The organism is Actinoplanes octamycinicus, from assembly GCF_014205225.1.
Taxonomy (GTDB): domain Bacteria; phylum Actinomycetota; class Actinomycetes; order Mycobacteriales; family Micromonosporaceae; genus Actinoplanes; species Actinoplanes octamycinicus.
Map to the genome: position 1 here is coordinate 8859233 of NZ_JACHNB010000001.1, position 23842 is coordinate 8883074.

The following is a 23842-nucleotide window of genomic DNA, read 5'->3' on the forward strand; positions in this document are numbered from 1 at the left end:
ATCCGGAAACCGTACTTTCGGCCGTTACCGGCGCCCGGTCTCGTATGCCCACATCGCGATCTCCACCCGGTTCCGCGCCCCCAGCTTGGTCATCAGGCTGGCCACGTGGGTCTTCACCGTGCTCAGGCTGATGTGGAGCGCGGCGGCGATCTCACCGTTCGTCCGGCCGGCGGCGACCGCGGCCAGCACCTCCTCCTCGCGCTCGGTGAGCGGGTCCGCCGGCTGCCGCAGCTCGCCGCCGGCGCCGCCCCGGGCGAAGGCGTGCAGCAGCCGCGCGGTGACCGCGGGCGCGATCAGCGCGTCCCCGGCGGCGGCCGCCCGGACCGCCTGGGCCAGCATCTCCGCCCCGGCCTCCTTGAGCAGGAAGCCGCGGGCGCCGGCCCGCAACGCCCCGTAGACGTGCTCGTCCAGGTCGAACGTGGTGATCACGACGACCGGCAGTGGATCGGCGACGCCGGGACCGGCCAGCTCCCGGGTGGCCGCGATGCCGTCCACCCCCGGCATCCGGATGTCGAGCAGGCAGACGTCCGGGCGCAGCCGCCGGGCCAGCTCCACCGCCTGGTGACCGTTGGCCGCCTCGGCGATCACCTGGATGCCCGGCTGGGCGTTCAGGATCATGGTCAGTCCGGTCCGGACGATCTCCTGGTCGTCGGCGACCAGCACCCGCACGGTCACGCCGGCAGCACCGCCTCGACGTGCCAGCCGCGCTCCGGCCCGGGACCCGCCGTGCAGGTGCCGCCGAGCAGCTCGGCGCGCTCCCGCATGCCGCTCACGCCGTACCCCAGAAAGGTCTGGAGCGGACCGTGCGCCGCGCCGTCATCCTCGACCCGCAACCGCACCTGCGCCCCGTCCGCCGCGACCCGGACCGTGATCCGGGTCGCGCCCCGCGCGTGCCGCCGGGCGTTGGTGATCGCCTCCTGGGCGATCCGGTAGAGCGCCGCGCCGACCGCCGGCGCGACCGCCCCGAGCCCAGCGCCGACCTCGATCTCCACCCGCGGCCCGGCGCCCTCGGCCAGAGCGGACAGATCGGCCAGCCGCGGTACGTCCGGCTCGTCCGCCCGCAGCGCGTGGACCACGGTCCGCAGCTCGGCCAGCGCCTCCTTGGCCTCGCTCTCGATCAGCCGCAGCGCGTCGGTGGCCGCCTCCGGCCGGGTGCCGGCGGTGGCCAGCCCGGCCTGGGCGCGGATCGCCATCGCGGAGACGTGGTGCGCCACCGTGTCGTGCAGGTCCCGGGCCAGCCGCTCCCGCTCGCGCAGCCGCACCTGGTCCAGCTCCCGGGCCCGCGCCCCGGCTCGGTACCGCGCGGCGGCGCCCAGCGCGAGCACCGCCACGGCCAGCGCCGTCCCGCCCAGCGTGTCACCGGCGTCGACCTGCCCGAACCCGAACGACACCAGCTGCTTGACGACGATCACCGCGAGTCCCAGCGCGGCCTCCCGCCCGGACCCCCAGCGGAACAGCGCGTAGAGCACCAGCAGCAGGTAGACCAGCGCGTACTGCTCCGGTGGGTCGCCGCCGGTGAGGATCGGCGCGACCAGTGTGACGCCGAACACGACGGTCACCGCGAGCAGCGGCCGGCTGCGCCGGATCAGCAGCACCGGGGTGAGCCCGACCGCGAGCAGCACCGCGACCAGCCGGTGCGGCATATCAGGGCGAAAGACGCTTTCCAGTACGGCCGCGGCCGCACAGACGACGACCAGCACGCCGTCCCGCCGGCCCAGCGGAGGGCAGCCGGGCGGACGCGGTTCGGCCAGCAGCGAGCGAAGAAGGCCGGGCACGCCCCGATCGTACGGTCGGCGCCGCTTTCTGTCGGACCCTCGGTCTACGTTGGCCCCCATGGCAAAGCTGACGTGGGCGGTCGTCGACCGGCTGGCGCACGCGCGGGACACCGGCACGCTGGCCGGTGTGGTGCTGCGCGCGTCCGAGGCGGAGCGGCTGGCGTTCGGCCCCGAGCTGGAGTCGCGGGTCCGGGCGATGCGCGAGGACGACTGGTGGCGGGACAAGCATCCGGCCGGCGGGCTGGCCCTGGTCGCGATCGGCTGCCTGCCCACCGCGGCCCGGGTCGCCGCCCTGCTCGGGCGCGGCGAGATGCGCCAGTGGGAGGACATCCCGGCAGCCCGGTTCCTGGCAATCGCCCGGGCCCGCGGCCTGACCTGGCTCGGCGACCTCGGGGTCCGGCTGGCCGGGCGGCTCCCGCGGCGCGATCCCTGGGCGGAGCACTGGGCGTTCGTGGACGCGCTGCTGGCCGAGAGCGGCGCGGTCCCACCGGTCACCGAGGGTTTCGTGCGCGGCTGGCTGCGGACCGTGCACGACGGCCGGTGGGCCGGGCGGCCGACGCCGCTCGCCGACTGCTTCCGGCGGAGCCGTTGGCTCGACCTGCTGCTGCCCGCGGTCTTCGCCCTCGACGCGGTGGCCGACGAGCTGTCCCCGCCGTGGTTCGACGGCACCCGGTGGATCAGCACCCCGGCGTTCCCCGGAGCCGTCGCGCTGCTGATCGCCGAGGGCCGGCTGGACCGGCAGCCGATCCTGGCCGCCACGGTCGACCGGCTGGTCCGTGGGGGCCGGGCGGCTCAGCTGCGCCCGTTCGCGATGCTGCACGACGAGCTGGCGCCGACGGCCGGCGAGATGGCCGGCCGGGCGGCGGACTACGCACGGCTGGCCGCCGAGGCGCCGGCCGCGGTGGCCGCGCTGGGCCAGCGGGCGCTGCGGATCCTCGCCGACGCCCGGCGGCTGGAGCCGGACATCCCGCTCGAGTGGAGTCCGGCGGTGCTGGCCCGGCCGGAGAGAGCGCTGGTCCGCGCCGAGCTGGCGGCCCTGACCCGGGTGGCGGAGCGCCTGCCGCCGGGGTCCGGCACACGCGGTGAGGTGCTGCTGGTGATGGCCGAGGCGTTCCGCCATCACCGGCTCGACCTGCAGGAGCTGGCGGTGACCTCGATCGGCCGGCTCTGCCCGGAGGTGGCCCCGGCGGACCGGGCGCGGCTCGCCACCGCCGCCGAGGTCCTCGTCGGCGAGCCGGGCAGGCGGGCGAAAGCGCTCTTCGCCGCCGGCGGCGAGCCGGGCACGCGGGCGCGGGCGCTCTCCGCCGCCGCGGTGCCCGCTGGCGAGCCGGACACTCAACCGCGGTTGCTCGCGGCCACCGAGGTCCCCGCCTGCGAGCCGGACACTCAACCGCTGTTGCTCTCGGCCACCGGGGACCCCGCCGGCGAGCCGGACACTCAACCACGGTTGCTCTCGGCCACCCAGGACCCCGCCGGCGAGCCGGACACTCAACCACGGTTGCTCTCGGCCACCCAGGACCCCGCCGGCGAGCCGCCTACCGGGGCGGGGGCGCTCTTCACCGCCCCGAGTTCCGCTGATCAGGTGCTTGACGAGCCGGGCGCCAGACGAGCGAGCGTCGCGGGGCCGGGCGCGTCTGCGGATGGCGCGGCGCCAGGCGCGTTTGCGGGTGGCGCGGGGCCGGGCGCGTTTGCGGGTGGCGCGGTCCAGCGGGCAGCGCCGATGCCGCCGCTGATCGGCAGCGCCGCCGAGCTGGCCGAGGAGGCCGCGGCGCTGTTCCACGCCGAGACGTCGATCGGCTGGGAGCGGGTGCTCGCCGGGCTCGTCGCACTGCACGCCTCGGGAGCCGCTCTCGGCGAGGCGCTGCCGCCGGTCCTGCGCCGGCACGCCGGTGAGCTGGCCGGTCGCCGGTGGGGGCGCCCGGCTCTGCTCGGCGCGGCGATCCGGGCGGCCGTCGGCGACGCTGCGGACCCGGCCGTGCAGCGGGCCATCCACGACGGCATGGATCCGGCTCGGGTCGCCTTTCCCGGTGAGGTGCTGACCCTGCGGGTCGCCGAGGTCGCGGCCCGGCTGGCGGCCGGTCCGATGCCGCTGCTGCTGGCCACCCCGACCCGGGTCGACGGCAGCATCGACCCGGGCACCCTGATCGACCGGATGATCCGGGCCGAGGCCGAGGGCTGGCAGCCCTGGCCGCTCGACTTCGAGCAGGCCCTGCTCCGCGTCGACGCCCGCGACCGGACCGTGGTGGTTCCGGAGTTCCGCACACCGCGCGGGCGGCAACTCGGGGCCTGGCTGCGGGCCGGCGGTCTGCCCGACCCGGTGAGCACCCGCTTCGAGCAGTGCAGCCGCGACCGCGACGGCCGGCCGGTCAGCCGGCACGTGGTCGCCACCCTCGACCCGGCTCGCGCCGACGACGCCGGCCTGGTCGTGGAGGGCGCGCTGGTCACCCTCACCCGGCGGTCCCTTCCCCGTTTCGAAATTCAGCACGATTACCGCCCGGACCTGCTCACCGCCGTGCTCCCGCAGCACCGCGAGGTGGTCGCCGCCTGGGCGCTGCCCGGCCTCACCGGCTCGATCCTGCCGCTGCTCGCCGAGTGCTCCGGACCGCTCGGCCCGGCCATGACCCTCGCCGTCGCCTACGGTCTGGCCGCCGGCGACCACGCGACCCGGGTCGCGGCGGTCGACGCGTTCCTGATGCTGGCCGACGCGACACCAGCCAGCCCGGCGACACCGACGGCGACACCAGCCAGCCCGGCGACACCGACGGCGACACCAGCCAGCCCGGCGACACCGACGGCGACACCAGCCGGCCCGGCGACACCGACGGCGCCGCCAGCTAGCTTGGCGACCGCCGACACCACGCCGGACAACGGCGGGCTGGCAGAAGAGCCGGCAAGCGGACCGGCAGAGGAGCCGGCAAGCGGACCGGCAGAAGGGCCGACAAGCGGACCGGCAGAGGAGCCGGCAAGAGAACCGGCAGGCAAGCCGGCAAGCGGACCGGCAGAAGGGCCGACAAGCGGACCGGCAGAGGAGCCGGCAAGAGAACCGGCAGGCAAGCCGGCAAGCGGACCGACGGGCCGACCGCCGCAGCCGGGCTCCTTCGCCCATGCGGTGGGCCTTGAGCTGGGTGATCTGGGCGCCGACGGCACGATCAAAATCGGGCGGGTCGCGGACGCGCTGGCCGACGTCCATCGGGCCGGCGCCTCGCGCGCCGCCTGGACGGTGCTGGCCGCTGCCCTGCCGCCGCTGCTGTCCGCCACCCCGTCGCCGCGCCACCTCCCGGATCTGCTGGAGCTGGCCACGCACGTCGCCGATGCGCTGGCCGTCCGCGCTGAGGTGCCGCAGCTGGCCGGCGTCGCCGCGCGGAGGAGCGGGCCCCGCCTGGTCCGGGAGGCTCGCCGCCTCCTGGAGGTGGTGGGCGGGGACGGGAAGACAGCATCGGCCGGGCGTTAGCGGGGACGGGAAGACAGCATCGGCCGGGCGTTAGCGGGGACGGGAAGACAGCATTGGCCGGGCGTTAGCGGACACGCCACGAGATCGTCGCCTGGGGGACGAATCCGTCACCTGGACTGCCTGTCGGTGCGTCCGGCCAGCGCGGCCGGACTCCGGATCCCGTGGAGGACAACGTGGCAGATCGCCGTCAGGTGCTGCGCTTCGGCGCGGTGGCCGCCGCCGCCCCGGCGCTGGGCGGGGCCGTCGCAACCCCGGCGTTCGCCGGCCGGGCCCAGGCCCAGGACGCCGCGAGCCAGGCCCACACCCAGACCCAGGCTCAGGACGCAGCGCGCCACCCCGGCGCCGGCAAGCCGAAGACCACGCTCGTCGTCGGGCACCGGGGCGCCTCCGGTTACCGGCCGGAGCACACCCTGGCCTCCTACGAGCTGGCCGCCCGGATGGGCGCCGACTACATGGAGCCGGACCTGGTCAGCACCAAGGACGGCGTGCTGGTCTGCCGCCACGAGCCGGAGATCGGCGGCACCACCGACGTCGCCTCGCGCCCGGAGTTCGCCGGCCGCAAGCGGACCGTCGTGCTGGACGGGGTCAGCGTCACCGGCTGGTGGACCCAGGACTTCACGCTGGCCGAGCTGAAGACGCTGCGCGCCGTGGAGCGGATCCCGGGCACCCGTCAGCACAACACGCTGTTCGACGGCCGGTTCGAGGTGCCGACCTTCCAGGAGCTGCTCGACCTGCGCAAGCGCCTGAATCGGGAGCTGGGCCGGGACATCGGCGTCTTCCCGGAGACCAAGCACCCGACCTTCTTCCGGAGCATCGGCCTGGAGCTGGAGACTCCGCTGGTCCGGATCCTGCGCCGCAACGGCCTGGACCGCCGCGGTGCGAAGGTGTTCATCCAGTCGTTCGAGGCGGCGAACCTGCGCACGCTGGCCGACCGGCACCGGGTGGAGGTGCCGCTGGTCTTCCTGAGCAGCGCGTCCGGGACCCCGTTCGGTGACCCGCGCAGCTACGCCGACTACCTGTCGCCGACCGGCCTCAAGGAGCTGTCCGAGTTCGTCGACGGGCTCGGCCCGGACAAGAGCCAGATCATCCCGCGCAACGCCGACGGCACCCTGGGCACGCCGACCGCGCTGGTGACCGACGCGCACCGGGCCGGCCTCAAGGTGATCCCGTACACGTTCCGCGCGGAGAACAGCTTCCTGCCCACCGAGCTCAAGGTGGGCACCGACCCGGCCGGGTACGGCAAGGCGATCGACGAGCAGATCACCTTCTTGCGTACCGGGATCGACGGTCTCTTCACCGACCAGGCGGACATCGGCGTGCTGGCCCGCAGCCTGGCCTGACCGGCGACCGGACCGCGCAGCGGATCCGGCGCACCGGACCGGCGCAGCGAACCCGGCGCAGCGAACCCGGCGCAGCGAACCCGGCGCAGCGAACCCGGCGCAGCGAACGGCCCGGCGGTGAACCGCCGGGCCGCTCGGTCACGTCGAACGCGGAGCCCTACTTCGGGACGATCGTCGGGTAGATGTGCTCGAAGCTGAGCTTGTTCCCGAAGCCGGTGGCCACGATGAAGGTCAGCCCGAGCAGCACGCCGGCCACCACCACGGCGAACAGCAGGTATCCGAGGGCGGTGCCGACCGGCCGACGGCGGCCCGGGGTGACCCCGGTGGCGTCGACCGAGGCCTCCCCCGCACCCCAGGCGAGGGAGCGGATGCCGAGCGCGAAGAGCACCGGGAGCCCGGCGCCGAGCAGCAGGCCGGCGACCAGCACCTGCCACGCGCCGGTGAGCGCGAATCCGAGGTTGTTCGTCATGTCCGCTCCGCTCAGTTCGCCGCGACCATGGGCACGGCCGGGGTGGCCGCCGGGTCCGCCGCCGGGGCGGCCTCCCAGTCGTCGTTGACGTTCTCGTGGTCGACGTGCTGGCTGCGGGACCGCAGCCACATCGCGACCGAGGCGGCGACCAGCAGCAGCGCGACCACGATCGCGCCGGCCATGCCGCCGATGGTGTGCCCGATCCACCACATCGCGGCGCCGATCAGGCCGGCCGCCGGCAGGGTGATCAGCCAGGCCGCGACCATCCGGCCGGCGACCGCCCAGCGGACCGTGGCGCCGGGCCGGCCGATGCCGGAGCCGAGCACCGAGCCGGTGGCGACGTGCGTGGTGGAGAGCGCGAAGCCGAGCTGGCTGGAGGCCAGGATGACGGCGGCCGCGCCGGACTGCGCGGCGGTGCCCTGCGCCGGGCTGATGTCGGTGAGGCCCTTGCCGAGGGTGCGGATGATCCGCCAGCCGCCCAGGTAGGTGCCGAGGGCGATGGCGACCGCGCAGGCCACCTTGACCCAGAGCGGGATGTTCTTGGTGTCGCTCCAGTCGCCGCTGGCGATCAGGGCGAGCGTGATCACACCCATGGTCTTCTGCGCGTCGTTGGTGCCGTGTGCGAGCGAGACCAGCGAGGCGGAGCCGATCTGGCCCCACTTGAAGCCCTTGTCGGTGAACCGGGCCGCGATCCCGTTGGTGATCTTGAAGATCACCCAGCTGCCGGCGATCGCGATCAGCGCGGCGATGACCGGGGAGAGCACCGCGGGCATCAGCACCTTGCCGACCACGCCGTCGAGCTTCGACCCGTCGCCGTTCCAGTTGACGCCGGCCCAGCCGAGGCCGGCCACGGTGGCGCCGATCAGGCCGCCGAAGAGCGCGTGGGAGGAGCTGGACGGGAGCCCGACCAGCCAGGTCAGCAGATTCCAGACGATGCCGCCGACCAGACCGGCCAGGATGATCAGCAGAAGACCGTTGCCGCCGTCGGCGAGCAACTCGGCCTTCGGCGCCCCGCTCTTGTCCTGGATCTTCACGACCGCGTTCGTGACCGTCAGCGCGACCTCGACGGAGAGGAACGCGCCGATCAGATTCAGCACACCGGAGAGGGCTACGGCGGTTTTGGGCCGCAGGGCCTTGGTCGCGATGGAGGTGGCCATCGCGTTCGCCGTGTCGTGGAACCCGTTGGTGAAGTCGAAGGCGAGTGCCGTCACGACCACCAGCGCGAGGATCACGGATGTTTCAGTCACGCCGTGATCGTGAATGGTCAACAGGGGTTGCTGCCAGGGGGCGAACACAACATGTACAAGATTCCGCTCTCGTTAACCTGTTGTTTCCCTAAATCTCACTCTTGGTGTTGATCATATTACTCTGGGTGTCTGTCAACAAAGGAATGGTGAACATTTGCCTACTAATGGACCCGCCTCGATCTACACATAACGGACTCTGTTGCGCGCGGGTAAACCGCCGCCACCCGCCCGGAACAGGGCGTTATGCCGGTTTCGGGCGGCTAGTCGCGGCGCAGGCGCCGGGCCACCGCGGCCACCGCCGTGGTGGCGAACAGCAGCCCCGCCATGATCAGGAAGTAGGCGAACCAGGCGGTCCAGCCGACCGGCAGGTAAGCCGACTGCTGACCGAGATCGATCACCGGCAGGAGCAGATCGGCGGCGAACGCCGGAGCGTGGAACTCCGGCGCCTTGGGCGCCTCCGCGGCCCGCGGCGGGACCGCGTCGAAGACCAGCGTGCCGACCGCCAGCAGACCGGCCAGCCAGGCTGCCGCCCGGCCCGGCCGATAACCGTAGCCGACCGTCACGTCCTGCAGCCAGCCCCAGATCACCCCGGCCCGGGGCAGTCCGGACCGGCGGCGCCGCTCCCCGGCCAGCAGCACCGTCCGGGCCTCGTCGTCCCGGTCGGCGGCCCGGTAGAGCGCGGCGAGCCGGCGGTAGGTGAGCGGGCGGAACCCGCCGACGTCCCGGCCCAGCCAGTCGAGGCGCTCGGCGACCGGCAGCGGGCCGTCGATCGCCTCGTAGGCGAAACCGTTGAGGTCCAGCTCGGCCGGCCAGGTCTCCGGGTCGTCGCGGAGCAGCCCGATCCGGGCATAGCCCAGGTCCACCCGGCCGGGCAGCGGCGCCGCGGGGCGCAGGATCAGCTCGCCGGCCTCCAGCCGGCGCAGGTCCAGGGCCCGCGGGCCGGCGTCGGTCATGGTCGCCCGGCTCAGCGACACCACGGTGCCGACCACCGCGTTGCGCAGCCGGATCGACCCGGCGATCCGGGCGCCGCCGCTGAGGTCGAGGACGGCGCCCACCCGCAGGCCGGAGCCGTAGATCGCCCATCGGCCCGGGTTCTGCAGGGTCGCGCCGTTGAGCCGGAGCGAGCCGTTGATCTCGGCCCCGTCCAGCCGCAGCTCGCCGCCGGCCTGGAAACCGGCCCGGGCCAGCACGTTGCCGGCCACCCGCAGCTCGGTGCCGTTCAGCGCGACCGGCGCGCCGGTCAGCCGGGCGCCGTCCATCACCAGCGCGCCACCGATCTGGGCACCGGCCAGGGACAGCTCACCGGTCAGCACCGCCCCGTTCAGGCGCACGCCGCCGTCGATCTGGGCCATCCCGAGCACCAGGCCGGGCATCTCGCTGCCGGCCAGGGTGAGCCGCCGCACCCGGAGGCCGTACAGGTCGGGGCGCTCCTGGAGCACGCTGTCCCGGAGGCTGATCGACGCCGGGACCTCCGCGTAGGAGAGCGACAGCGGGCCGGTGACCACCGCGCCGACCAGCCGGAGCGCCGCCTGCTCACCGGCCACCGGCGGCCGGGCGCCGAGCAGCAGGGCGCGGAGCACCGTGGCCCGGACCTCCCGGTCGGGCAGCCCGCGCAGGTCGACCCGCTCACCGAGCGGGAACGCGTCCCACACCAGGCGTTCGGTCTTGGTCAGATCAGCGTCGTCCACACCGGACAAGATATCGACCGGTGGCATCCGCCGGCCGGGCCTCGGCGGCCCGGCCGGCGGGTGTCCCGGCGCCGGCCGGATCAGGTGGCCGGGGTCAGCACCACGGTCGCGGTGCCGGTCTGCGGCGGGGTGCCGGTGTCGGTGTACGACGCCACGAACACCGCCGTCAGGTTGTCCGCCCCGGCATGCCCGGCATCGACGAACGTGGTGATCGACCCGGTGCATCCGGACGACGTGGAGAGCGGGTGCCCGTGCTGGTCATGACCGAGGATGTAGGTCACCGTGACCCGGGCGCAGTCCACCGGCGCGTCGTCCGTGACGGTCACCTGGTAGGTCACCGTCTGGCCGAACTCGAACGGCTGCCCGGTCACCGGAGCCACGAAGGTGACCTGCGGCGCGAGCGTCCCGACCGGCAGGATCACCTCGGCCGAGGCGGATCGGCCGGTGCTGTCGGTGACCTTGAGAACCGGGCGGTAGTTCCCGTTCGCCGTGTACGTGTGGGTAGCGTTCGCCGCGGTCGAGTCCACCGTCCCGTCCGCGTCGAAGTCCCAGGCGTAGGTCAGCGCGTCCCCGTCCGGATCGGCGGTCCCCGCGCTGGAGAACGACACGGTCAGCGGCGCCTGCCCGTTGCCCGGATTGGCCGAGACGCGCGGGATCGGCGTGCGGTTGCCCCGCACATAGTCGATCCGGGCCAGCTGCGCCTCCGGGTTCTCGCTGAAGTACCCGTCGCCGTACTCGAGCACGTAGAGCGCCCCGTCCGGGCCGAACTCCAGGTCCATCGGATTGTCGAAGACGATCTCCGGCAGCACCGGGTCGATCCGCGTGACCTGGTGGCGCCGGTCGAGGTGGAACGCCTTCACGTAGTCCCGCGTCCACTCGGCGAACAGCGGCAGCCCGTCGAACTCCCGCGGCCACTTGACCTGGGATCGCGACCGGCCGTCGAAGGAGTACGCCGGCCCGCCCATCGGTCCGATGCCGCCCGTGCCCAGCTCGGGCCAGGCGGCGCTGGCGCCGTACGAATAAATGATCTCGGCCTTCTCCACCGGCGGCAGCTTGCGGAGGCCGGTGTTGTGCGGCGACTCGTTCACCGGAGCGGCGCAGTCGAACGGCGCACCGGACACCCCGGTGGCGAAGTCGTAGTCGACGTAGGGCAGGTCCGGCGCCACGCAGTACGGCCAGCCGTAGTTGGCCGGCTTGTCGATCGCCATCCAGCGCCCCTGCCCGGCCGGCCCGCGCGCCGGGTCGGCGGCCTGCGCGTCCGGCGAGTAATCGGCCAGGAAGACGGTGTCCGACTCCGGGTCGAGAGTGAACCGGAACGGGTTGCGCAGCCCCATCGCGTAGATCTCCGGGCGGGTCTTCGGCGTGCCCGGCCGGAACAGGTTGCCGCGCGGGATGGTGTACCCGCCGCCCGGCCCCACCTTGATCCGCAGCAGCTTGCCGCGCAGGTCGTTGGTGTTCGCCGCGGTCCGCTGGGCGTCGAAGGCCGGGTTCCGGTTCGCCCGCTCGTCGAGCGGCGCGAAGCCGCTGGAGAAGAACGGGTTGGTGTCGTCACCGGTGGACAGGTACAGGTTGCCGTGCCGGTCGAAATCGATCTTGCCGCCGACGTGGCAGCACATCCCGCGGTCGGTGGCCACCTGGAGGATCTTCTGCTCGGTGTCCAGCCGCAGCGTGTTCCCGGCGAGCTTGAACCGGGACAGCTGCATGTGGCCCTGGAACCGGGCGAAGTCGGCGGCGGTGCCCTCCGACGGCGCGTCGCCCTCGTTGACGGTCGGCGTCGACGGGTCGTCGACCGGCGTGTTCAGCACCGGCGAGTAGTAGACGTAGACCCATTTGTTGCGGCTGAAGTCCGGGTCGATCGCGACCCCCTGCACGCCCTCCTCGTCGTGCAGGTAGACCGGGATCTTGGCGGCCAGCACGTTGCGGCCGGTGGCCGGCTCGTGGATGCGCACCTCGCCGGAGCGGGCGGTGTGCAGCACCCGCCGGTCGGGCAGCACGGCGAGCGCGATCGGCTCGCCCGGGAAGTCGTCGAGGGTGACCTTCTGGAAGTCCGAGGACGGCGGCAACTCGTGGTCCGGATGGGCCACGGCCACGGCCGGCGCGGCCAGCACGGCCACCCCGACAGCGCTGACCAATGCCAGTCGTTTCCTCATCAGAAGCGCAGATTCTTGAGGTACGTGTATCCGCGCTGCGCCGTGACCAGGGCGTCCGCCGGGGTCCGCGGTGGCGTCCCGGCGTCGTCCCGCTCCACGATGTACTCGACCAGACCGGCCTCGCGGGCGTGCCGGAAGATCCGTCCGAAGTCGATCAGCCCATCGCCCGGATCGGCGAAGCTGCCCGCCACGTTCAAGTCCTTCACGTGCACCTGGCGGATCCGGCCGCGGTGCTCGGCGATCAGGTCGACCGGGTCGTGCGCCCCGCGGAACGCCCAGAACAGGTCCACCTCGAGGTGCACCAGCCGCGGGTCGGTCTCCCGGGTGAGGATGTCAAAACCGGTCAGGTCGGTCCCGTCCTGGCGGAGGAACTCGGCCTGGTGGTTGTGGTAGCCGAAGCTGAGCCCGGCCCGGCGGGCCAGCTCACCGGCTTTGTTCAGGTCGCGGGCGAAGGCCCGGTAGACGGCGGCGTCCCGGATCGGGCCGGCCGGGCCCTGCCCGAAGAACGGGTGGACGATGAACTTGTTGCCGACCACGGCGGCGTCGTCCAGCGCGCGCTGCCAGGTGGCGGCGTCGAACGGCTGCGGGATGCCGACATGCCCGGAGGTGGCGCGGATGCCGGCGGCGTCCAGCGCGGCGCGGAACTGCGCGGCGGTGCGCCCGACGAACCCGGCGTGCTCCACCCGGGTGTAGCCGATCTCGGCGAGCTCGGCGAGGCTCGCCTCCAGATCGATGGCGAGCTGGTCGCGCAGCGTGTAGAGCTGCACGCTGATCTGGTCGGTGGGCACCCGGTGGCGGGATCCACCCCCGTGCGCGGCGGCGGCGCCCGGAACGGCGACGGCGCCGGCGGCGCCCACCGCGGCGGCGGCACCGAGGACTTGGCGGCGGCTGAGTGACGGCGACATGGCGGCCCCCTCTATCGATAAATCGACATGCCTAGGGGACGTTACCGAGAGGTTTCGTCTGCGGTGAAGCCAAGTTTCTTCAGAACAAGCGAAAGTTCGCGAGCCGGAGACAAAACGAAAGCGCCCGGCAGTGCGCCGGGCGCCAGGTGGCGGCTGGTCCTCATGGGTGTCTCACGCGACGTGAGACACCCATGAGGACCAGCCGGAACCGTGCGGGTCAGACCACCCGGGACTCCGCGTCGGCCGCGGCGATCGCGTCGGTCAGGATCGCCAGTCCCTCCCGGGCCTCCTCCTCGGTCAGCGTCAGCGGCGGCCCGATCCGCAGCACGTTGCCGTAGAGCCCGCCCTTGCCGACCAGCAGGCCGCGCTCCCGGCACAGGTCGAAGACTCGCAGCGTGGCCGCCGGATCCGGCTCGGTGGTGCCGGGCCGGACGAACTCCACGCCGATCATCAGGCCGCGGCCGCGGACCTCGCCGACGATCTCCGACGCCCCCTCGCGCAAGCCGCCGAGCAGGATCGCGCCCACCCGCCGCGCGTTGCCCTGCAGGTCGTGGGAGAGCACGTAGTCGAGCACCGCGTTGCCGGCCGCGGCGCTGACCGGGTTGCCGCCGAAGGTGGAGAAGCTGATCGCCGGCACCGCGTTCATGATCTCGGCCCGGCCGACCACCCCGCCGAGCGCGAAGCCGTTCCCGATGCCCTTGGCGAAGGTGATCAGATCCGGCGTTACCCCGTGCGCCTGGTAGCCCCAGAAGTGCTCGCCGGTGCGCCCCCAGCCGGTCTGCACCTCGTCCGCGATCAGCAGGATCCCGTGCTCGGCCAGCACCTTCCGGTACGCCCCGAGCAGCCCGTCCGGCCCGGCCACGAACCCGCCCACGCCCTGCACCGGCTCGGCGATCAGCCCGGCCACGTCGCCGGCGCTGACCGTGGCGAGCACCTCGCGCAGGTCGTCGACGGCCGCGTCGATCAGATCACTGTCGGACATCCCGGCCATCCGCCCACGGAGCCGGTCGGCCGAGGCGAGCCAGTGCACGGTGAGCGGGCTGAGCGAGCTGGACGACCAGCTGCGGTGCCCGGTGATCGCCATGGTGGCGAAGGTCCGGCCGTGGTAGCTGTTCTTGATCGCCAGGATCTGGTTCGACTTCCGCGCGTTGGTGGCGAACAGCAGCGCCGACTCGTTGGCCTCGGTGCCGGAGTTGGTGAAGAACACCCGGGCGTCCGGAATCCCGGACAACCGGGCGATCTTCTCGGCCAGCTCGACCTGCTGCCGGATCAGGTAGAGCGTCGAGGTGTGCGCCACCCCGGTGGCCAGCTGGGCGCGCACCGCGTCGCTGATCTCGGCGATGTCGTAGCCGACCATGGTGGTCAGCACCCCGCCGAAGAAGTCCAGATAGGACCGCCCGGCGGCGTCGGTGACCCGGCGACCGGAGCCGGCGACGATCTCCAACGCGTCGTCGCCGTAATAGAGCGGCATCCACCCGGGCATGACCGCCCGGTGCCGGTCGAGAAGCGTCATGTGAAATTACCTTCCCGAAACAATCGGTTACCCGTCAGCAATTGATCATCGGAATGGCCGTGATTAGTGTCCTACGGCATCTGAGGGCGCCAGGCAAGGTCTAGCGCTGCGGCTACTACCCGGAGTAGACAGACGATCACAGGCGCATGTCTTCCGAAAAGATCAATGACGGAGGGGCCGCAATGACCAACGGAGTCGTTCGTGCCGCCCTGGTCCAGACGAATTGGACGGGCGACAAGGAATCGATGATCAAAGCGCACGAGGATTACGCCCGGGACGCCGCCGCGCAGGGCGCGAAAGTGATCTGCTTCCAGGAGTTGTTCTACGGGCCGTACTTCTGCCAGGTCCAGGACGCCCAGTTCTACGAGTACGCCGAGTCGGTCCCGGGCCCGACCACCGAGCGCTTCCAGGCCCTCGCCGCCGAGCTGGGCATGGTGATGATCCTGCCGATGTACGAGCAGGAGCAGGAGGGCGTCCTCTACAACACCGCCGCCGTGGTGGACGCCGACGGCAGCTACCTCGGCAAGTACCGGAAGAACCACATCCCGCAGGTCAAGGGCTTCTGGGAGAAGTTCTACTTCCGGCCCGGCAACCTCGGCTACCCGGTCTTCGACACCGCGGTCGGCCGGATCGGCGTCTACATCTGCTACGACCGGCACTTCCCGGAGGGCTGGCGGGCGCTCGGCCTGAACGGCGCGCAGATCGTCTTCAACCCGTCGGCGACCAGCCGCGGCCTGTCCAGCTATCTCTGGCAGCTGGAGCAGCCGGCCAGCGCGGTGGCCAACGAGTACTTCATCGGCGCGATCAACCGGGTCGGCGTCGAGGAGCTGGGCGACAACGACTTCTACGGGCAGACCTACTTCGTCGACCCGGAGGGGAAGTTCGTCGGCGAGGTGGGCGACACCCACCACCCCGAGCTGATCGTCCGCGACCTGGACCTCAGCCTGCTCAAGACGGTCCGGGACCGCTGGCAGTTCTTCCGCGACCGCCGGCCGGACAGCTACGACGAGCTGGTGCGGCCATGAGCATCCTGATCAAGGGCGGGACCGTGGTCGGGCCGACCGGGGCCAACCCGGCCGACGTGCTGATCGACGGGGAGGCCATCGTGGCGCTCTTCGCCCCGGGCAGCGCGCCCGAGGGCCCCGAGGTCATCGACGCCACCGGCAAGTACGTGATCCCGGGCGCGGTCGACGCGCACACGCACATGGAGCTGCCGTTCGGCGGGACGCACGCGAGCGACACCTTCGACACCGGCACCCGGGCCGCGGCGATCGGCGGCACCACCACGATCGTCGACTTCGCGGTGCAGCGCACCGGCGAGGTGGTGCAGGACGGGCTGGCCGCCTGGCACGGCAAGGCGGACGGCAACTGCCACATCGACTACGCGTTCCACATGATCCTCGGCGGCGTCGACGACGAGTCGCTCAAGGCGATGGACCACCTGGTCACCGCCGAGGGGATCAGCAGCTTCAAGCTGTTCATGGCGTACCCCGGCGTGTTCTATTCGGACGACGGGCAGATCCTGCGGGCGATGCAGAAGGCGCGCGACAACGGCGCCCTGATCATGATGCACGCGGAGAACGGACCGGCCATCGACGTGCTGGTCAAGCAGGCGCTGGAGCGCGGCGAGACGGATCCGATCCACCACGGCCTGACCCGGCCGCAGGAGCTGGAGGCGGAGGCCACCAGCCGGGCGATCTGGCTGGCGAGCGTGGCCGCCGACTGCCCGCTCTACATCGTGCACCTGAGCGCGTCGAAGGCCCTGGAGCAGGTTCGCAACGCCCGCGACCTGGGTCGCAACGTGTTCGCCGAGACCTGCCCGCAATACCTCTACCTGACCCTGGAGGACCAGCTCGGCGCGCCCGGCTTCGAGGGCGCCAAGTGGGTCTGCTCGACACCTTTGCGCAGCAAGCACGAGAGCCACCGCGCCGACCTATGGCAGGGCCTGCGGACCAACGACCTGTCGGTGGTCTCCACCGACCACTGCCCGTTCTGCTTCAAGGACCAGAAGGAGCTCGGGCTCGGCGACTTCTCCAAGATCCCGAACGGGATCGGCAGCGTGGAGCACCGGGTCGACCTGCTCTACCAGGGCGTGGTGGACGGCAAGCTGTCGCTGAGCCGCTGGGTGGAGACGATCGCCACCACGCCGGCCCGGATGTTCGGCCTCTACCCGCGCAAGGGCGTGATCCAGCCCGGCTCGGACGCGGACATCGTGCTCTACGACCCGGCCGGCCGGACCCGGATCAGCGTCGAGACGCACCACATGAACATGGACCACTCCGCCTGGGAGGGCTGGGAGATCGCCGGCAAGGTCGACACCGTCCTCTCCCGCGGCGAGGTCATCTCGTCCGGCGGCGAGTACACCGGGCGGGCCGGCCGCGGCCGGTACGTCAAGCGCGGCCTCAGCGACTACCTGCTCTAAAGGGGGCCGGCCATGGACATCGGAGTGGTACTCCAGAACGACCCACCCGCCCTGCGCGTGGTGGAGCTCGCCAAGCGGGCGGAGGCGGCCGGGTTCAGCCACGTCTGGACGTTCGACTCGCACGTGCTCTGGCAGGAGCCGTTCGTCATCTACTCGAAGATCCTCGACGAGACCGAGCGGGTGATCGTCGGCCCGATGGTGACCAACCCGGGCACCCGGGACTGGACGGTCACCGCGTCGCTGTTCGCCACCCTCAACGAGATGTACGGCAACCGGACGATCTGCGGGATCGGCCGCGGCGACTCGGCGCTGCGGGTGCTCGGCGCTCCCCCGCAGAGCCTGGCCCAGCTGCGCGAGTGCGTCCAGGTGATCCAGGCGCTCGGCAACGGCCGGTCCGCCACGCTGCGCGGCCAGCAGATCCGGTTCGCCTGGGCGCCGGACAGCCGCCTCGACGTCTGGGTCGCCGCCTACGGGCCGAAGGCGTTGCAACTGACCGGCGAGGTCGGCGACGGCTACATCCTGCAGCTCGCCGACCCGGACATCGCCGAGTGGATGATCACCGCGGTGCGGCGGGCGGCGGAGCGAGCCGGCCGCGACCCGACCCAGCTCAAATTCTGCGTGGCGGCGCCCGCCTACGTCGGTGACGACCTGGCCCACCAGCGGGACCAGACCCGCTGGTTCGGCGGCATGGTGGGCAACCACGTGGCGGACATCGTGGCCCGGTACGGCGGGGGCGGCGCGGTGCCGCAGGCGCTGACCGACTACATCAAGGCGCGGCAGGGCTACGACTACGCGGAGCACGGGCGGGCCGGCAACACGCACACCGCCTTCGTCCCGGACGAGGTGATCGACCGGTTCTGCGTGCTCGGCCCGGTCGCCGACCACGTCAAACGGCTGCAGCAGCTGCGCGAGCTGGGCGTCGACCAGTTCGCCGTCTACCTGCAGCACGACAACAAGGAGCAGACCCTCGCCGCGTACGGCGAGCACATCATCCCGGCGTTCGGATGAGACGGGTGCTCGCGGTGCCGGCCGGGCTGCTCGCCGTGGCGGTGCTCTGGGAGGGCTACAAGGCGGTCGGCAGTCCGGACGGGACGGTGCTGTTCGGCGTACGCGTGCTGCCCCGTGCCGACGACCTGTCCATGCCGCACCTGTGGACGGTCGGACAGCGCCTGGCCCGCCCGGAGCTGGCCGGCGGCGACCCGGTGTGGCAGGTGGTGCTGCGCGCCTGCCTGTTCACCCTCGGCATCACCGCGGCCGGCTTCCTGATCGGCGCCCTGGTCGGCCTGCTGCTCGCGGTGGCGATGCAGCGGTTCCGGATCGTCGAGCGCGGCCTGCTGCCCTACGTGATCCTCTCCCAGACCGTGCCGCTGGTGGCGCTCGCGCCGCTGGTGGCCGGCTGGGGCGGCACCCTGATGCCGGCCTGGGCGACGGTCGCGGTGATCGCCGCCTACCTGGCCTTCTTCCCGGTCGCGGTGGGCATGCTGCGCGGCCTGCAGTCGCCGTCCGAGAGCGGCGTCGAGCTGATGCACAGCTACGCGGCCGGCTGGTGGCGCACCCTGGTCACATTGCGCTTCCCGGCGGCGCTGCCCTACCTGTTCCCGGCGCTGCGGCTGGCCGGCGCGGCCGCGGTGGTCGGCGCGGTGGTCGGCGAGATCTCCACCGGCACCCGGGGCGGGATCGGCCGGCTGATCATCGAGTACTCCCGGGAGGCCACCTCGGATCCCGCCAAGGTCTACACGGCCATGCTCGGGGCGGCGCTGCTCGGCCTGCTCGTCGCGGGCGCGGTCAGCCTGCTGGAGGTGCCGCTGATGCGCCACCGCCGCCACGTGGAGGTGGTGACCCTGTGACCGCCGTCGAGATCGCCCAGGTGTCGAAGACCTTCGCCGACGGCACGCAAGCGCTGTCCGAGGTGGACCTCACCGTCGGCGACGGCGAGTTCGTCTCGCTGATCGGGCCGTCCGGCTGCGGCAAGAGCACCCTGCTCCGGCTGATCGCCGACCTGATCCCGCCGACCACCGGCACGGTCACGGTGGCCGGCAAGCCGGCCGGGCAGGCCCGGCGCGAGCAGGCGTACGGCCTCGCCTTCCAGCAGGCCGGTCTCTTCGAGTGGCGCACCGTGCGGCGCAACGTGGAACTTCCGCTGGAGCTGCGCGGCGCCGGCAAGGCCGAACGGCAGGCCCGCGCCGAGGAGATGCTCGCCCTGGTCGGGCTGGCCGAGTTCGGCGGGCACTATCCCGGGCAGCTCTCCGGCGGCATGCAGCAGCGGGTGGCGATCGCCCGGGCGCTCGCCGTGCAGCCGCCGCTGCTGCTGATGGACGAGCCGTTCGGCGCGCTCGACGAGATGACCCGGGAACGCCTGCAGGCCGAGCTGCTGTCGATCTGCGCCACCACCGGGACCAGCACGGTCTTCGTCACCCACTCGATCTCCGAGGCGGTGTTCCTCTCCGACCGCGTGGTGGTGATGTCCGCCCGGCCCGGCCGGATCACCGCGTCGATCGAGGTCGACCTGCCGTCCCGGGACGACGCCGGCCGGCAGTCCCCGGTCTACTTCGACAAGGTCACCGAGGTGCGGAAGGCGCTGCGCGGATGAGGCGCCTGCTGCCACCGCTGATCACCGGGCTGCTCGCCCTGGTCCTCTGGGAGCTGTTCGTCAGGCTCGGCCGGGTCGCCCCGTTCATCCTGCCGGCCCCGTCGGCGATCGGGACCGAGCTGACCGCGCAGCGCGCCAACGTCTGGGACGCCGCCCTGGCCAGCGGCGCCAACGCGCTGATCGGCCTGATCGGCGGCACCGTCGTCGCAGTGCTGGCCGCCCTCGCGGCCAGCCGGTTCCGCCCGCTCGGCGACCTCTCGGTGCCGATCGCCGCGCTGGTCAACGCGCTGCCGATCATCGCCCTGGCGCCGATTCTCAACAACATGTTCGAGTCGACCAGCAGCGTCCCGCGCCGGCTGGTCACCGGCATCGTGGTGTTCTTCCCGGTCTTCCTGAACACGCTGCGCGGGCTGCGCGAGGTGGACCCGGTGCACCAGGAGCTGATGCGGACGTACGCGGCGAGCGGCTGGACCTTCGCGACCAAGGTGCGGCTGCCCGGCGCCCTCGGCCATCTGTTCACCGGGCTGCGCCAGGCCTCCGCCCTCGCCGTGATCGCCGCGGTGGTCGCCGAGTACTTCGGCGGGCTGCAGGACGGGCTCGGCGCGCGGATCACCTCGGCGGCGGCCTTCACGGCGTACCCGAGGGCTTGGGCCTTCGTGGTCGGGGCCTGTCTGTTGGGTTTGACCTTTTACCTGGCCACGCTCCTGCTGGAGCGGCTGGCCATGCCTTGGAAGAGGGTTTCGTCGTGAAGTTCTCCCGGATGGTTATCGCCTCGGTCCTCGCCCTCGCCGCCTGCGGCACCGCCGACACGCCGACCACCCCGGCGCCCGGCGGCAGCGGCGCGCTCACCCCGATCAAGCTGCAGCTGCAGTGGTTCTACCAGGCCCAGTTCGGCGGCTACCTGGCCGCCGTCGACCAGGGCTTCTACCGGGAGCAGGGACTGGACGTGACGCTGCTCGAAGGCGGCGTCGACATCGTCCCGCAGACCGTGCTGGCCCAGGGCAAGGCGGACTACGCGGTCGCCTGGGTGCCCAAGGCGCTCGCCTCCCGGGAGCAGGGCGCCGGGATCACCGACGTCGGGCAGATCTTCGCCCGGTCCGGCACCTACCAGGTGGCCTGGGCGGACAGCGGGATCAGGACCGCCGCCGACCTCAAGGGCAAGAAGGTCGGCAACTGGGGCTTCGGCAACGAGTTCGAGCTGTTCGCCGGGATCACCAAGGCCGGGCTGAACCCGGGCAGTGACGTCACCCTGGTGCAGCAGCAGTTCGACATGCAGGCACTGCTGAAGAAGGAGATCGACGCCGCCCAGGCGATGAGCTACAACGAGTACGCCCAGCTGCTGGAGGCGAAGAACCCGGCGACCGGGAAGCTCTACACGCCGGCCGACTTCTCGATCATCGACTGGAAGACCGAGGGGACGTCGATGCTGCAGGACGCGGTGTGGGCGAACACGGCGAAACTGAGCGATCCGGCGTACCAGCAGCAGACCGTCAAGTTCCTGACCGCGACGATCAAGGGCTGGGCGTTCTGCCGGGACAACGCCGAGAAGTGTCGCGATCTGGTCGTCGCCAAGGGTTCCAAGCTCGGCAAGAGCCACCAGCTGTGGCAGATGAACGAGGTCAACAAGCTGATCTGGCCGTCGCCCGGCGGGATCGGGCTGGTCGACGAGACGGCTTGGAAGCAGACCGTGGACATCTCGATGACCACGAAGAACCAGACCGGCGACACCGTGCTGACCAAGGCGCCGGAGGGCCTGGCCTACACGAACGACTACATCAAGCAGGCGATCGAGCAGGCCAAGGCCGCCGGCGTGGACGTCAACGGCAGCGCCTTCCAACCGGCCACGGTCACCCTGACCGAGGGCGGCGCCTAGCAACCCGCAACACCCGCCGCATCCGGACCGCTGCGCCGCGCGGTCGCCGGCTGGGCGTCAGGGGTGTCTCGGAGTGGTTGAGGCACCCCTGAGAACCAGCCGGACCACCGCAACGCGCGCCGCCACCCGGACCGCTGCGCGCCTCGCGGACGTGGGCCGGGCGGCGCTAGATCGGAATCAGCCGGGCGGCGAGGGCGACCGTGGTCAGGTCGCCCTTGCGCAGTTTCTCGGCGGCGTGGGCCTCGCCGAGGCCCTCCAGCCGCACCGCGGAGGCGTCGATCAGGGCCTCCTCACCGTCGAGCAGGCGGCGGGCGATCCGGGCCTGGGCCGGGCTCAGCTCGGCGTAGGCGCAGCGGTCCAGGGCGGCGATCGTCTCGTCCTCCAGGGTGCCGGCCATCGCCCGCTCGGTGACCACCTTGAGCAGCCAGCTCGGCCACCAGGCGTATTTCCCGACGACCTGGCCGGAGTGCAGGGCGACGGCCGGGTCCTGGCCGTGGTCGAGCAGCTTGACCGCGAGGTCGGAGTCGAACCGCTCCAGCCGCAGCGCGCCGACGAACGCCTTCAGCACCAGCTGCGTCTTCACGAACTCCTGCGCCTCGTAGGCCGCCTCGCCGAACTTGCCCTCCAGCAGGTGGATCAGGGCGTGCACCTCGCGCAGCTCGAAGCCGTCGCCGGACCGCTCGCGCAGGCGCGCCACGGTGGCGATCAGGCGCTCCACGCTCTTGGCCGCCCGGTCGGCGAGCTCCTCGCTGACCGGCTTGTTCAGATGCCGGACCATCACCTCCAGCGCGATCTCGGCCTCCCGGCGCAGCAGCGGCGACGAGATCTTCGGCGTGATCTCGTCACCCAGATGCTCGGTGAGGTAGGCGAGGTCGAACTTCTCGGAGGCCTGCTGGAACTGATCCCACCACGATGCCGGGTGCCGCTGCTGTCGAATCACGTGACCAAGCGTGACGTGCCGATTACTGTCCGGCAAGTGATTCAACCATCAGGACCTAGGGGTTGCGCTCCGCCGCCGCCGCGGTCAGACCTTTCAGATCGAGCAGGCCAGCTGTGACCACGGCACGGCTCAGCGGGCGGGTCAACTCGGCCAGCCGCAGGCAGCCCCGGTCGCCCAGCACGCGGTAGGCCGGCTCGGCCAGCGCGTCGGTCTGCTCCTCGAGCCCGGCACGCAGCCGCCGGCCCTCGTCGGAGAGCTCCCCGGGCTCGCCGGGGTCGCCGGCGGTGAGCAGGCCGCGCTCGCGCAGGACCGCGGTGGCGGCCGCCCACTGGTCGCGGCTCCAGCCCCGGGTGATCCGCAGGAACCGGTCGTCGGCCTGGCCGCTGGCCACGTGCAGGACCACCGCCTCCAGGCCGCTGAGCCCGGCCGCGACCAGCAGCGCGATGTGCCCGTCGCCGCGGAACTCGCGGAGCAGCGTCTGGGCGTGGAAGAGCACCCGGTGCGGGGCCGTCGGCCAGGACAGCCCGGCGTGCGCGGCGAACAGCGGGCGGCCCTCCGGCCGGGACGCCGCGGCCAGCGCCGCGGCGCGGGCCAGCTCGGCGGCCTCGGCGATCTCCGGGCCGGCCAGGGTTTCGGCGCCCAGGGCCCGGGTAAGCGCGGCGTCGGCGATCTCCAGGCGGGCCTCGACCATCTGAGCGGGGGTGACCGTGTCCCAGGCGGCCGGCAGCGCCCGGGCCACCAGGTCCGGGTTGAAGTTGTAGAACGTCGCGGTCACCAGGCCCGGCCCGGTGGCGCCGAACGCGGCGCCGCGGCTGGCGAAGTAGCCGGTCATCGGGTCCAGGCCGAGCCGGGCGTGCACCTCGGCCGCCTCCGGCACCAGGTAGACCATGGCGTGCAGCGGCTCGGTGACCCGCCAGGCCAGGCGGGACGGGCGCTCGGTCACTGTTCCCACGGCAGCTCCTCGGCTTCGGCGACGACGGGCGCGGCCGTGGAGTGATCCGGGGCGGGCCGCTCGGACACCGTATGCCACTTGCCGCTGCGCCGGGCCGCGTGCCGGGTCACCAGGTGCACCGGGAGCGGCGGGGGCGGGAACGGGCCGGGTCCCCAGCGGACCCAGACCGCCAGCCGGCCGGCCGCCGCCTCGGCGAGCAGCTTGTCGACCGTGCGCTGCCGGTCGGTGCGGTCCACCTCGATCGCGATCGGGGCGGCGCCGCCGGGACGGGCGCAGGCCACGTCGAGCACCGAGTTGCCGCGCAGCGGTGGCGGCAGCGGCACCACGCTGGGCGCCCGCCGGTAGACCCGCCAGCCCTGCCAGTCGGCCCACTCGGCGATCGTGTCGATGATCCGGGCGGTGGCCTCGCCCTCGGTCAGGTCGGCGAAGGTCAGCCGGTCGAGCCAGGTGCTCAACGACTGTGCCGTGCTGGTGCCGTCGTCCGCCGTCTCCATCCCCGCCACCCTATCGACCCGCCGGGCGGGCGC

20 protein-coding genes are annotated in these 23842 nt (G+C 72.5%); 9 read left to right on the forward strand and 11 right to left on the reverse strand.

Annotated elements, in window-relative coordinates; translation table 11 throughout:
- Nucleotides 1-24 precede the first annotated feature (24 nt).
- Complete coding sequence (locus tag BJY16_RS40105; protein ID WP_185044744.1) at nucleotides 25-675, reverse strand: response regulator transcription factor; 651 nt, start codon at nucleotides 673-675, stop codon at nucleotides 25-27.
- The gene (locus tag BJY16_RS40110; protein ID WP_185044745.1) at nucleotides 672-1775 is read right to left on the reverse strand and encodes a sensor histidine kinase; all 1104 of its coding nucleotides are present in this window, start codon (nucleotides 1773-1775) and stop codon (nucleotides 672-674) included. Before BJY16_RS40110 ends, BJY16_RS40105 begins: the two co-directional genes overlap by 4 nt.
- 58 nt (nucleotides 1776-1833) lie before the next feature.
- On the opposite strand from BJY16_RS40110, the gene BJY16_RS40115 reads away from it, so the two are divergent.
- Together BJY16_RS40115 and BJY16_RS40120 are read left to right on the forward strand one after the other, a co-directional pair.
- Complete coding sequence (locus BJY16_RS40115; protein WP_185044746.1) at nucleotides 1834-5226, forward strand: hypothetical protein; 3393 nt, start codon at nucleotides 1834-1836, stop codon at nucleotides 5224-5226.
- A gap of 173 nt (nucleotides 5227-5399) precedes the next feature.
- A complete protein-coding gene (locus tag BJY16_RS40120; protein ID WP_239176583.1) occupies nucleotides 5400-6566 on the forward strand; it encodes a glycerophosphodiester phosphodiesterase in 1167 nt (388 codons plus the stop codon).
- Between the two features lie 157 nt (nucleotides 6567-6723).
- Here the strand turns inward: BJY16_RS40120 and BJY16_RS40125 are convergent, their stop codons facing one another.
- The 6 genes from BJY16_RS40125 to BJY16_RS40150 all read right to left on the reverse strand — a co-directional run bounded on the left by BJY16_RS40125 (nucleotide 6724) and on the right by BJY16_RS40150 (nucleotide 14538).
- Nucleotides 6724-7035 (reverse strand): hypothetical protein, encoded by a 312-nt coding sequence (locus BJY16_RS40125; protein ID WP_185044747.1) that lies wholly within the window; start codon nucleotides 7033-7035, stop codon nucleotides 6724-6726.
- Nucleotides 7036-7046: 11 nt separating this feature from the next.
- Nucleotides 7047-8282, reverse strand: a complete 1236-nt coding sequence (locus BJY16_RS40130; RefSeq protein WP_185044748.1) for an inorganic phosphate transporter — start codon at nucleotides 8280-8282, stop codon at nucleotides 7047-7049.
- Nucleotides 8283-8542: 260 nt separating this feature from the next.
- Nucleotides 8543-9970, reverse strand: a complete 1428-nt coding sequence (locus BJY16_RS40135; protein WP_185044749.1) for a translocation/assembly module TamB domain-containing protein — start codon at nucleotides 9968-9970, stop codon at nucleotides 8543-8545.
- 80 nt (nucleotides 9971-10050) lie between these two features.
- Nucleotides 10051-12120 carry a PQQ-dependent sugar dehydrogenase gene (locus BJY16_RS40140; RefSeq protein ID WP_185044750.1) on the reverse strand — a complete coding sequence of 690 codons (2070 nt, stop codon included), beginning with the start codon at nucleotides 12118-12120 and terminating at the stop codon, nucleotides 10051-10053.
- Nucleotides 12120-13025 (reverse strand): sugar phosphate isomerase/epimerase family protein, encoded by a 906-nt coding sequence (locus BJY16_RS40145; protein ID WP_185044751.1) that lies wholly within the window; start codon nucleotides 13023-13025, stop codon nucleotides 12120-12122. The genes BJY16_RS40140 and BJY16_RS40145 overlap by 1 nt, the downstream gene beginning before the upstream one ends.
- 217 nt (nucleotides 13026-13242) lie before the next feature.
- Complete coding sequence (locus BJY16_RS40150) at nucleotides 13243-14538, reverse strand: aspartate aminotransferase family protein (RefSeq protein WP_185044752.1); 1296 nt, start codon at nucleotides 14536-14538, stop codon at nucleotides 13243-13245.
- Between the two features lie 182 nt (nucleotides 14539-14720).
- On the opposite strand from BJY16_RS40150, the gene BJY16_RS40155 reads away from it, so the two are divergent.
- Genes BJY16_RS40155 through BJY16_RS40185 form a run of 7 tightly spaced genes read left to right on the forward strand, consistent with a single transcriptional unit; the run spans nucleotide 14721 to nucleotide 21423 of the window.
- A complete protein-coding gene (locus BJY16_RS40155; protein WP_185044753.1) occupies nucleotides 14721-15563 on the forward strand; it encodes a nitrilase-related carbon-nitrogen hydrolase in 843 nt (280 codons plus the stop codon).
- Nucleotides 15560-16960: a dihydropyrimidinase gene (gene hydA, locus BJY16_RS40160; RefSeq protein ID WP_185044754.1), complete on the forward strand. Its 1401-nt coding sequence runs from the start codon at nucleotides 15560-15562 to the stop codon at nucleotides 16958-16960. Before BJY16_RS40155 ends, hydA begins: the two co-directional genes overlap by 4 nt.
- Before the next feature lie 12 nt (nucleotides 16961-16972).
- A complete protein-coding gene (locus tag BJY16_RS40165; protein WP_185044755.1) occupies nucleotides 16973-17968 on the forward strand; it encodes a TIGR03842 family LLM class F420-dependent oxidoreductase in 996 nt (331 codons plus the stop codon).
- Nucleotides 17965-18807: an ABC transporter permease gene (locus BJY16_RS40170; RefSeq protein ID WP_185044756.1), complete on the forward strand. Its 843-nt coding sequence runs from the start codon at nucleotides 17965-17967 to the stop codon at nucleotides 18805-18807. Before BJY16_RS40165 ends, BJY16_RS40170 begins: the two co-directional genes overlap by 4 nt.
- Nucleotides 18804-19550 (forward strand): ABC transporter ATP-binding protein, encoded by a 747-nt coding sequence (locus BJY16_RS40175; RefSeq protein ID WP_185044757.1) that lies wholly within the window; start codon nucleotides 18804-18806, stop codon nucleotides 19548-19550. The genes BJY16_RS40170 and BJY16_RS40175 overlap by 4 nt, the downstream gene beginning before the upstream one ends.
- Nucleotides 19547-20299 carry an ABC transporter permease gene (locus BJY16_RS40180; RefSeq protein ID WP_185044758.1) on the forward strand — a complete coding sequence of 251 codons (753 nt, stop codon included), beginning with the start codon at nucleotides 19547-19549 and terminating at the stop codon, nucleotides 20297-20299. Before BJY16_RS40175 ends, BJY16_RS40180 begins: the two co-directional genes overlap by 4 nt.
- The gene (locus BJY16_RS40185; RefSeq protein WP_239176584.1) at nucleotides 20296-21423 is read left to right on the forward strand and encodes an ABC transporter substrate-binding protein; all 1128 of its coding nucleotides are present in this window, start codon (nucleotides 20296-20298) and stop codon (nucleotides 21421-21423) included. The genes BJY16_RS40180 and BJY16_RS40185 overlap by 4 nt, the downstream gene beginning before the upstream one ends.
- 166 nt (nucleotides 21424-21589) lie before the next feature.
- Here BJY16_RS40185 and BJY16_RS40190 read toward each other — a convergent pair whose 3' ends face one another.
- From BJY16_RS40190 to BJY16_RS40200, 3 genes are read right to left on the reverse strand one after another with little or no spacing between them, the layout of a single operon-like run.
- Nucleotides 21590-22363 carry a hypothetical protein gene (locus tag BJY16_RS40190; RefSeq protein ID WP_185044759.1) on the reverse strand — a complete coding sequence of 258 codons (774 nt, stop codon included), beginning with the start codon at nucleotides 22361-22363 and terminating at the stop codon, nucleotides 21590-21592.
- A gap of 55 nt (nucleotides 22364-22418) precedes the next feature.
- Nucleotides 22419-23315, reverse strand: coding sequence for an SCO6745 family protein (locus BJY16_RS40195; RefSeq protein WP_239176585.1), 897 nt, complete (start codon nucleotides 23313-23315; stop codon nucleotides 22419-22421).
- Nucleotides 23303-23809, reverse strand: coding sequence for a hypothetical protein (locus BJY16_RS40200; RefSeq protein WP_185044760.1), 507 nt, complete (start codon nucleotides 23807-23809; stop codon nucleotides 23303-23305). The genes BJY16_RS40195 and BJY16_RS40200 overlap by 13 nt, the downstream gene beginning before the upstream one ends.
- Nucleotides 23810-23842 lie beyond the last annotated feature (33 nt).

Excerpts from the sequence above, each read along its gene's own strand:
- BJY16_RS40115 (WP_185044746.1), top strand. The coding sequence starts at position 1,834 with ATGGCAAAGCTGACGTGGGCGGTCGTCGACCGGCTGGCGCACGCGCGG.
- BJY16_RS40125 (WP_185044747.1), bottom strand. The coding sequence starts at position 7,035 with ATGACGAACAACCTCGGATTCGCGCTCACCGGCGCGTGGCAGGTGCTG.
- BJY16_RS40140 (WP_185044750.1), bottom strand. The coding sequence starts at position 12,120 with ATGAGGAAACGACTGGCATTGGTCAGCGCTGTCGGGGTGGCCGTGCTG.
- BJY16_RS40145 (WP_185044751.1), bottom strand. The coding sequence starts at position 13,025 with ATGTCGCCGTCACTCAGCCGCCGCCAAGTCCTCGGTGCCGCCGCCGCG.
- BJY16_RS40150 (WP_185044752.1), bottom strand. The coding sequence starts at position 14,538 with ATGACGCTTCTCGACCGGCACCGGGCGGTCATGCCCGGGTGGATGCCG.
- BJY16_RS40155 (WP_185044753.1), top strand. The coding sequence starts at position 14,721 with ATGACCAACGGAGTCGTTCGTGCCGCCCTGGTCCAGACGAATTGGACG.
- hydA (WP_185044754.1), top strand. The coding sequence starts at position 15,560 with ATGAGCATCCTGATCAAGGGCGGGACCGTGGTCGGGCCGACCGGGGCC.
- BJY16_RS40165 (WP_185044755.1), top strand. The coding sequence starts at position 16,973 with ATGGACATCGGAGTGGTACTCCAGAACGACCCACCCGCCCTGCGCGTG.
- BJY16_RS40170 (WP_185044756.1), top strand. The coding sequence starts at position 17,965 with ATGAGACGGGTGCTCGCGGTGCCGGCCGGGCTGCTCGCCGTGGCGGTG.
- BJY16_RS40180 (WP_185044758.1), top strand. The coding sequence starts at position 19,547 with ATGAGGCGCCTGCTGCCACCGCTGATCACCGGGCTGCTCGCCCTGGTC.
- BJY16_RS40200 (WP_185044760.1), bottom strand. The coding sequence starts at position 23,809 with ATGGAGACGGCGGACGACGGCACCAGCACGGCACAGTCGTTGAGCACC.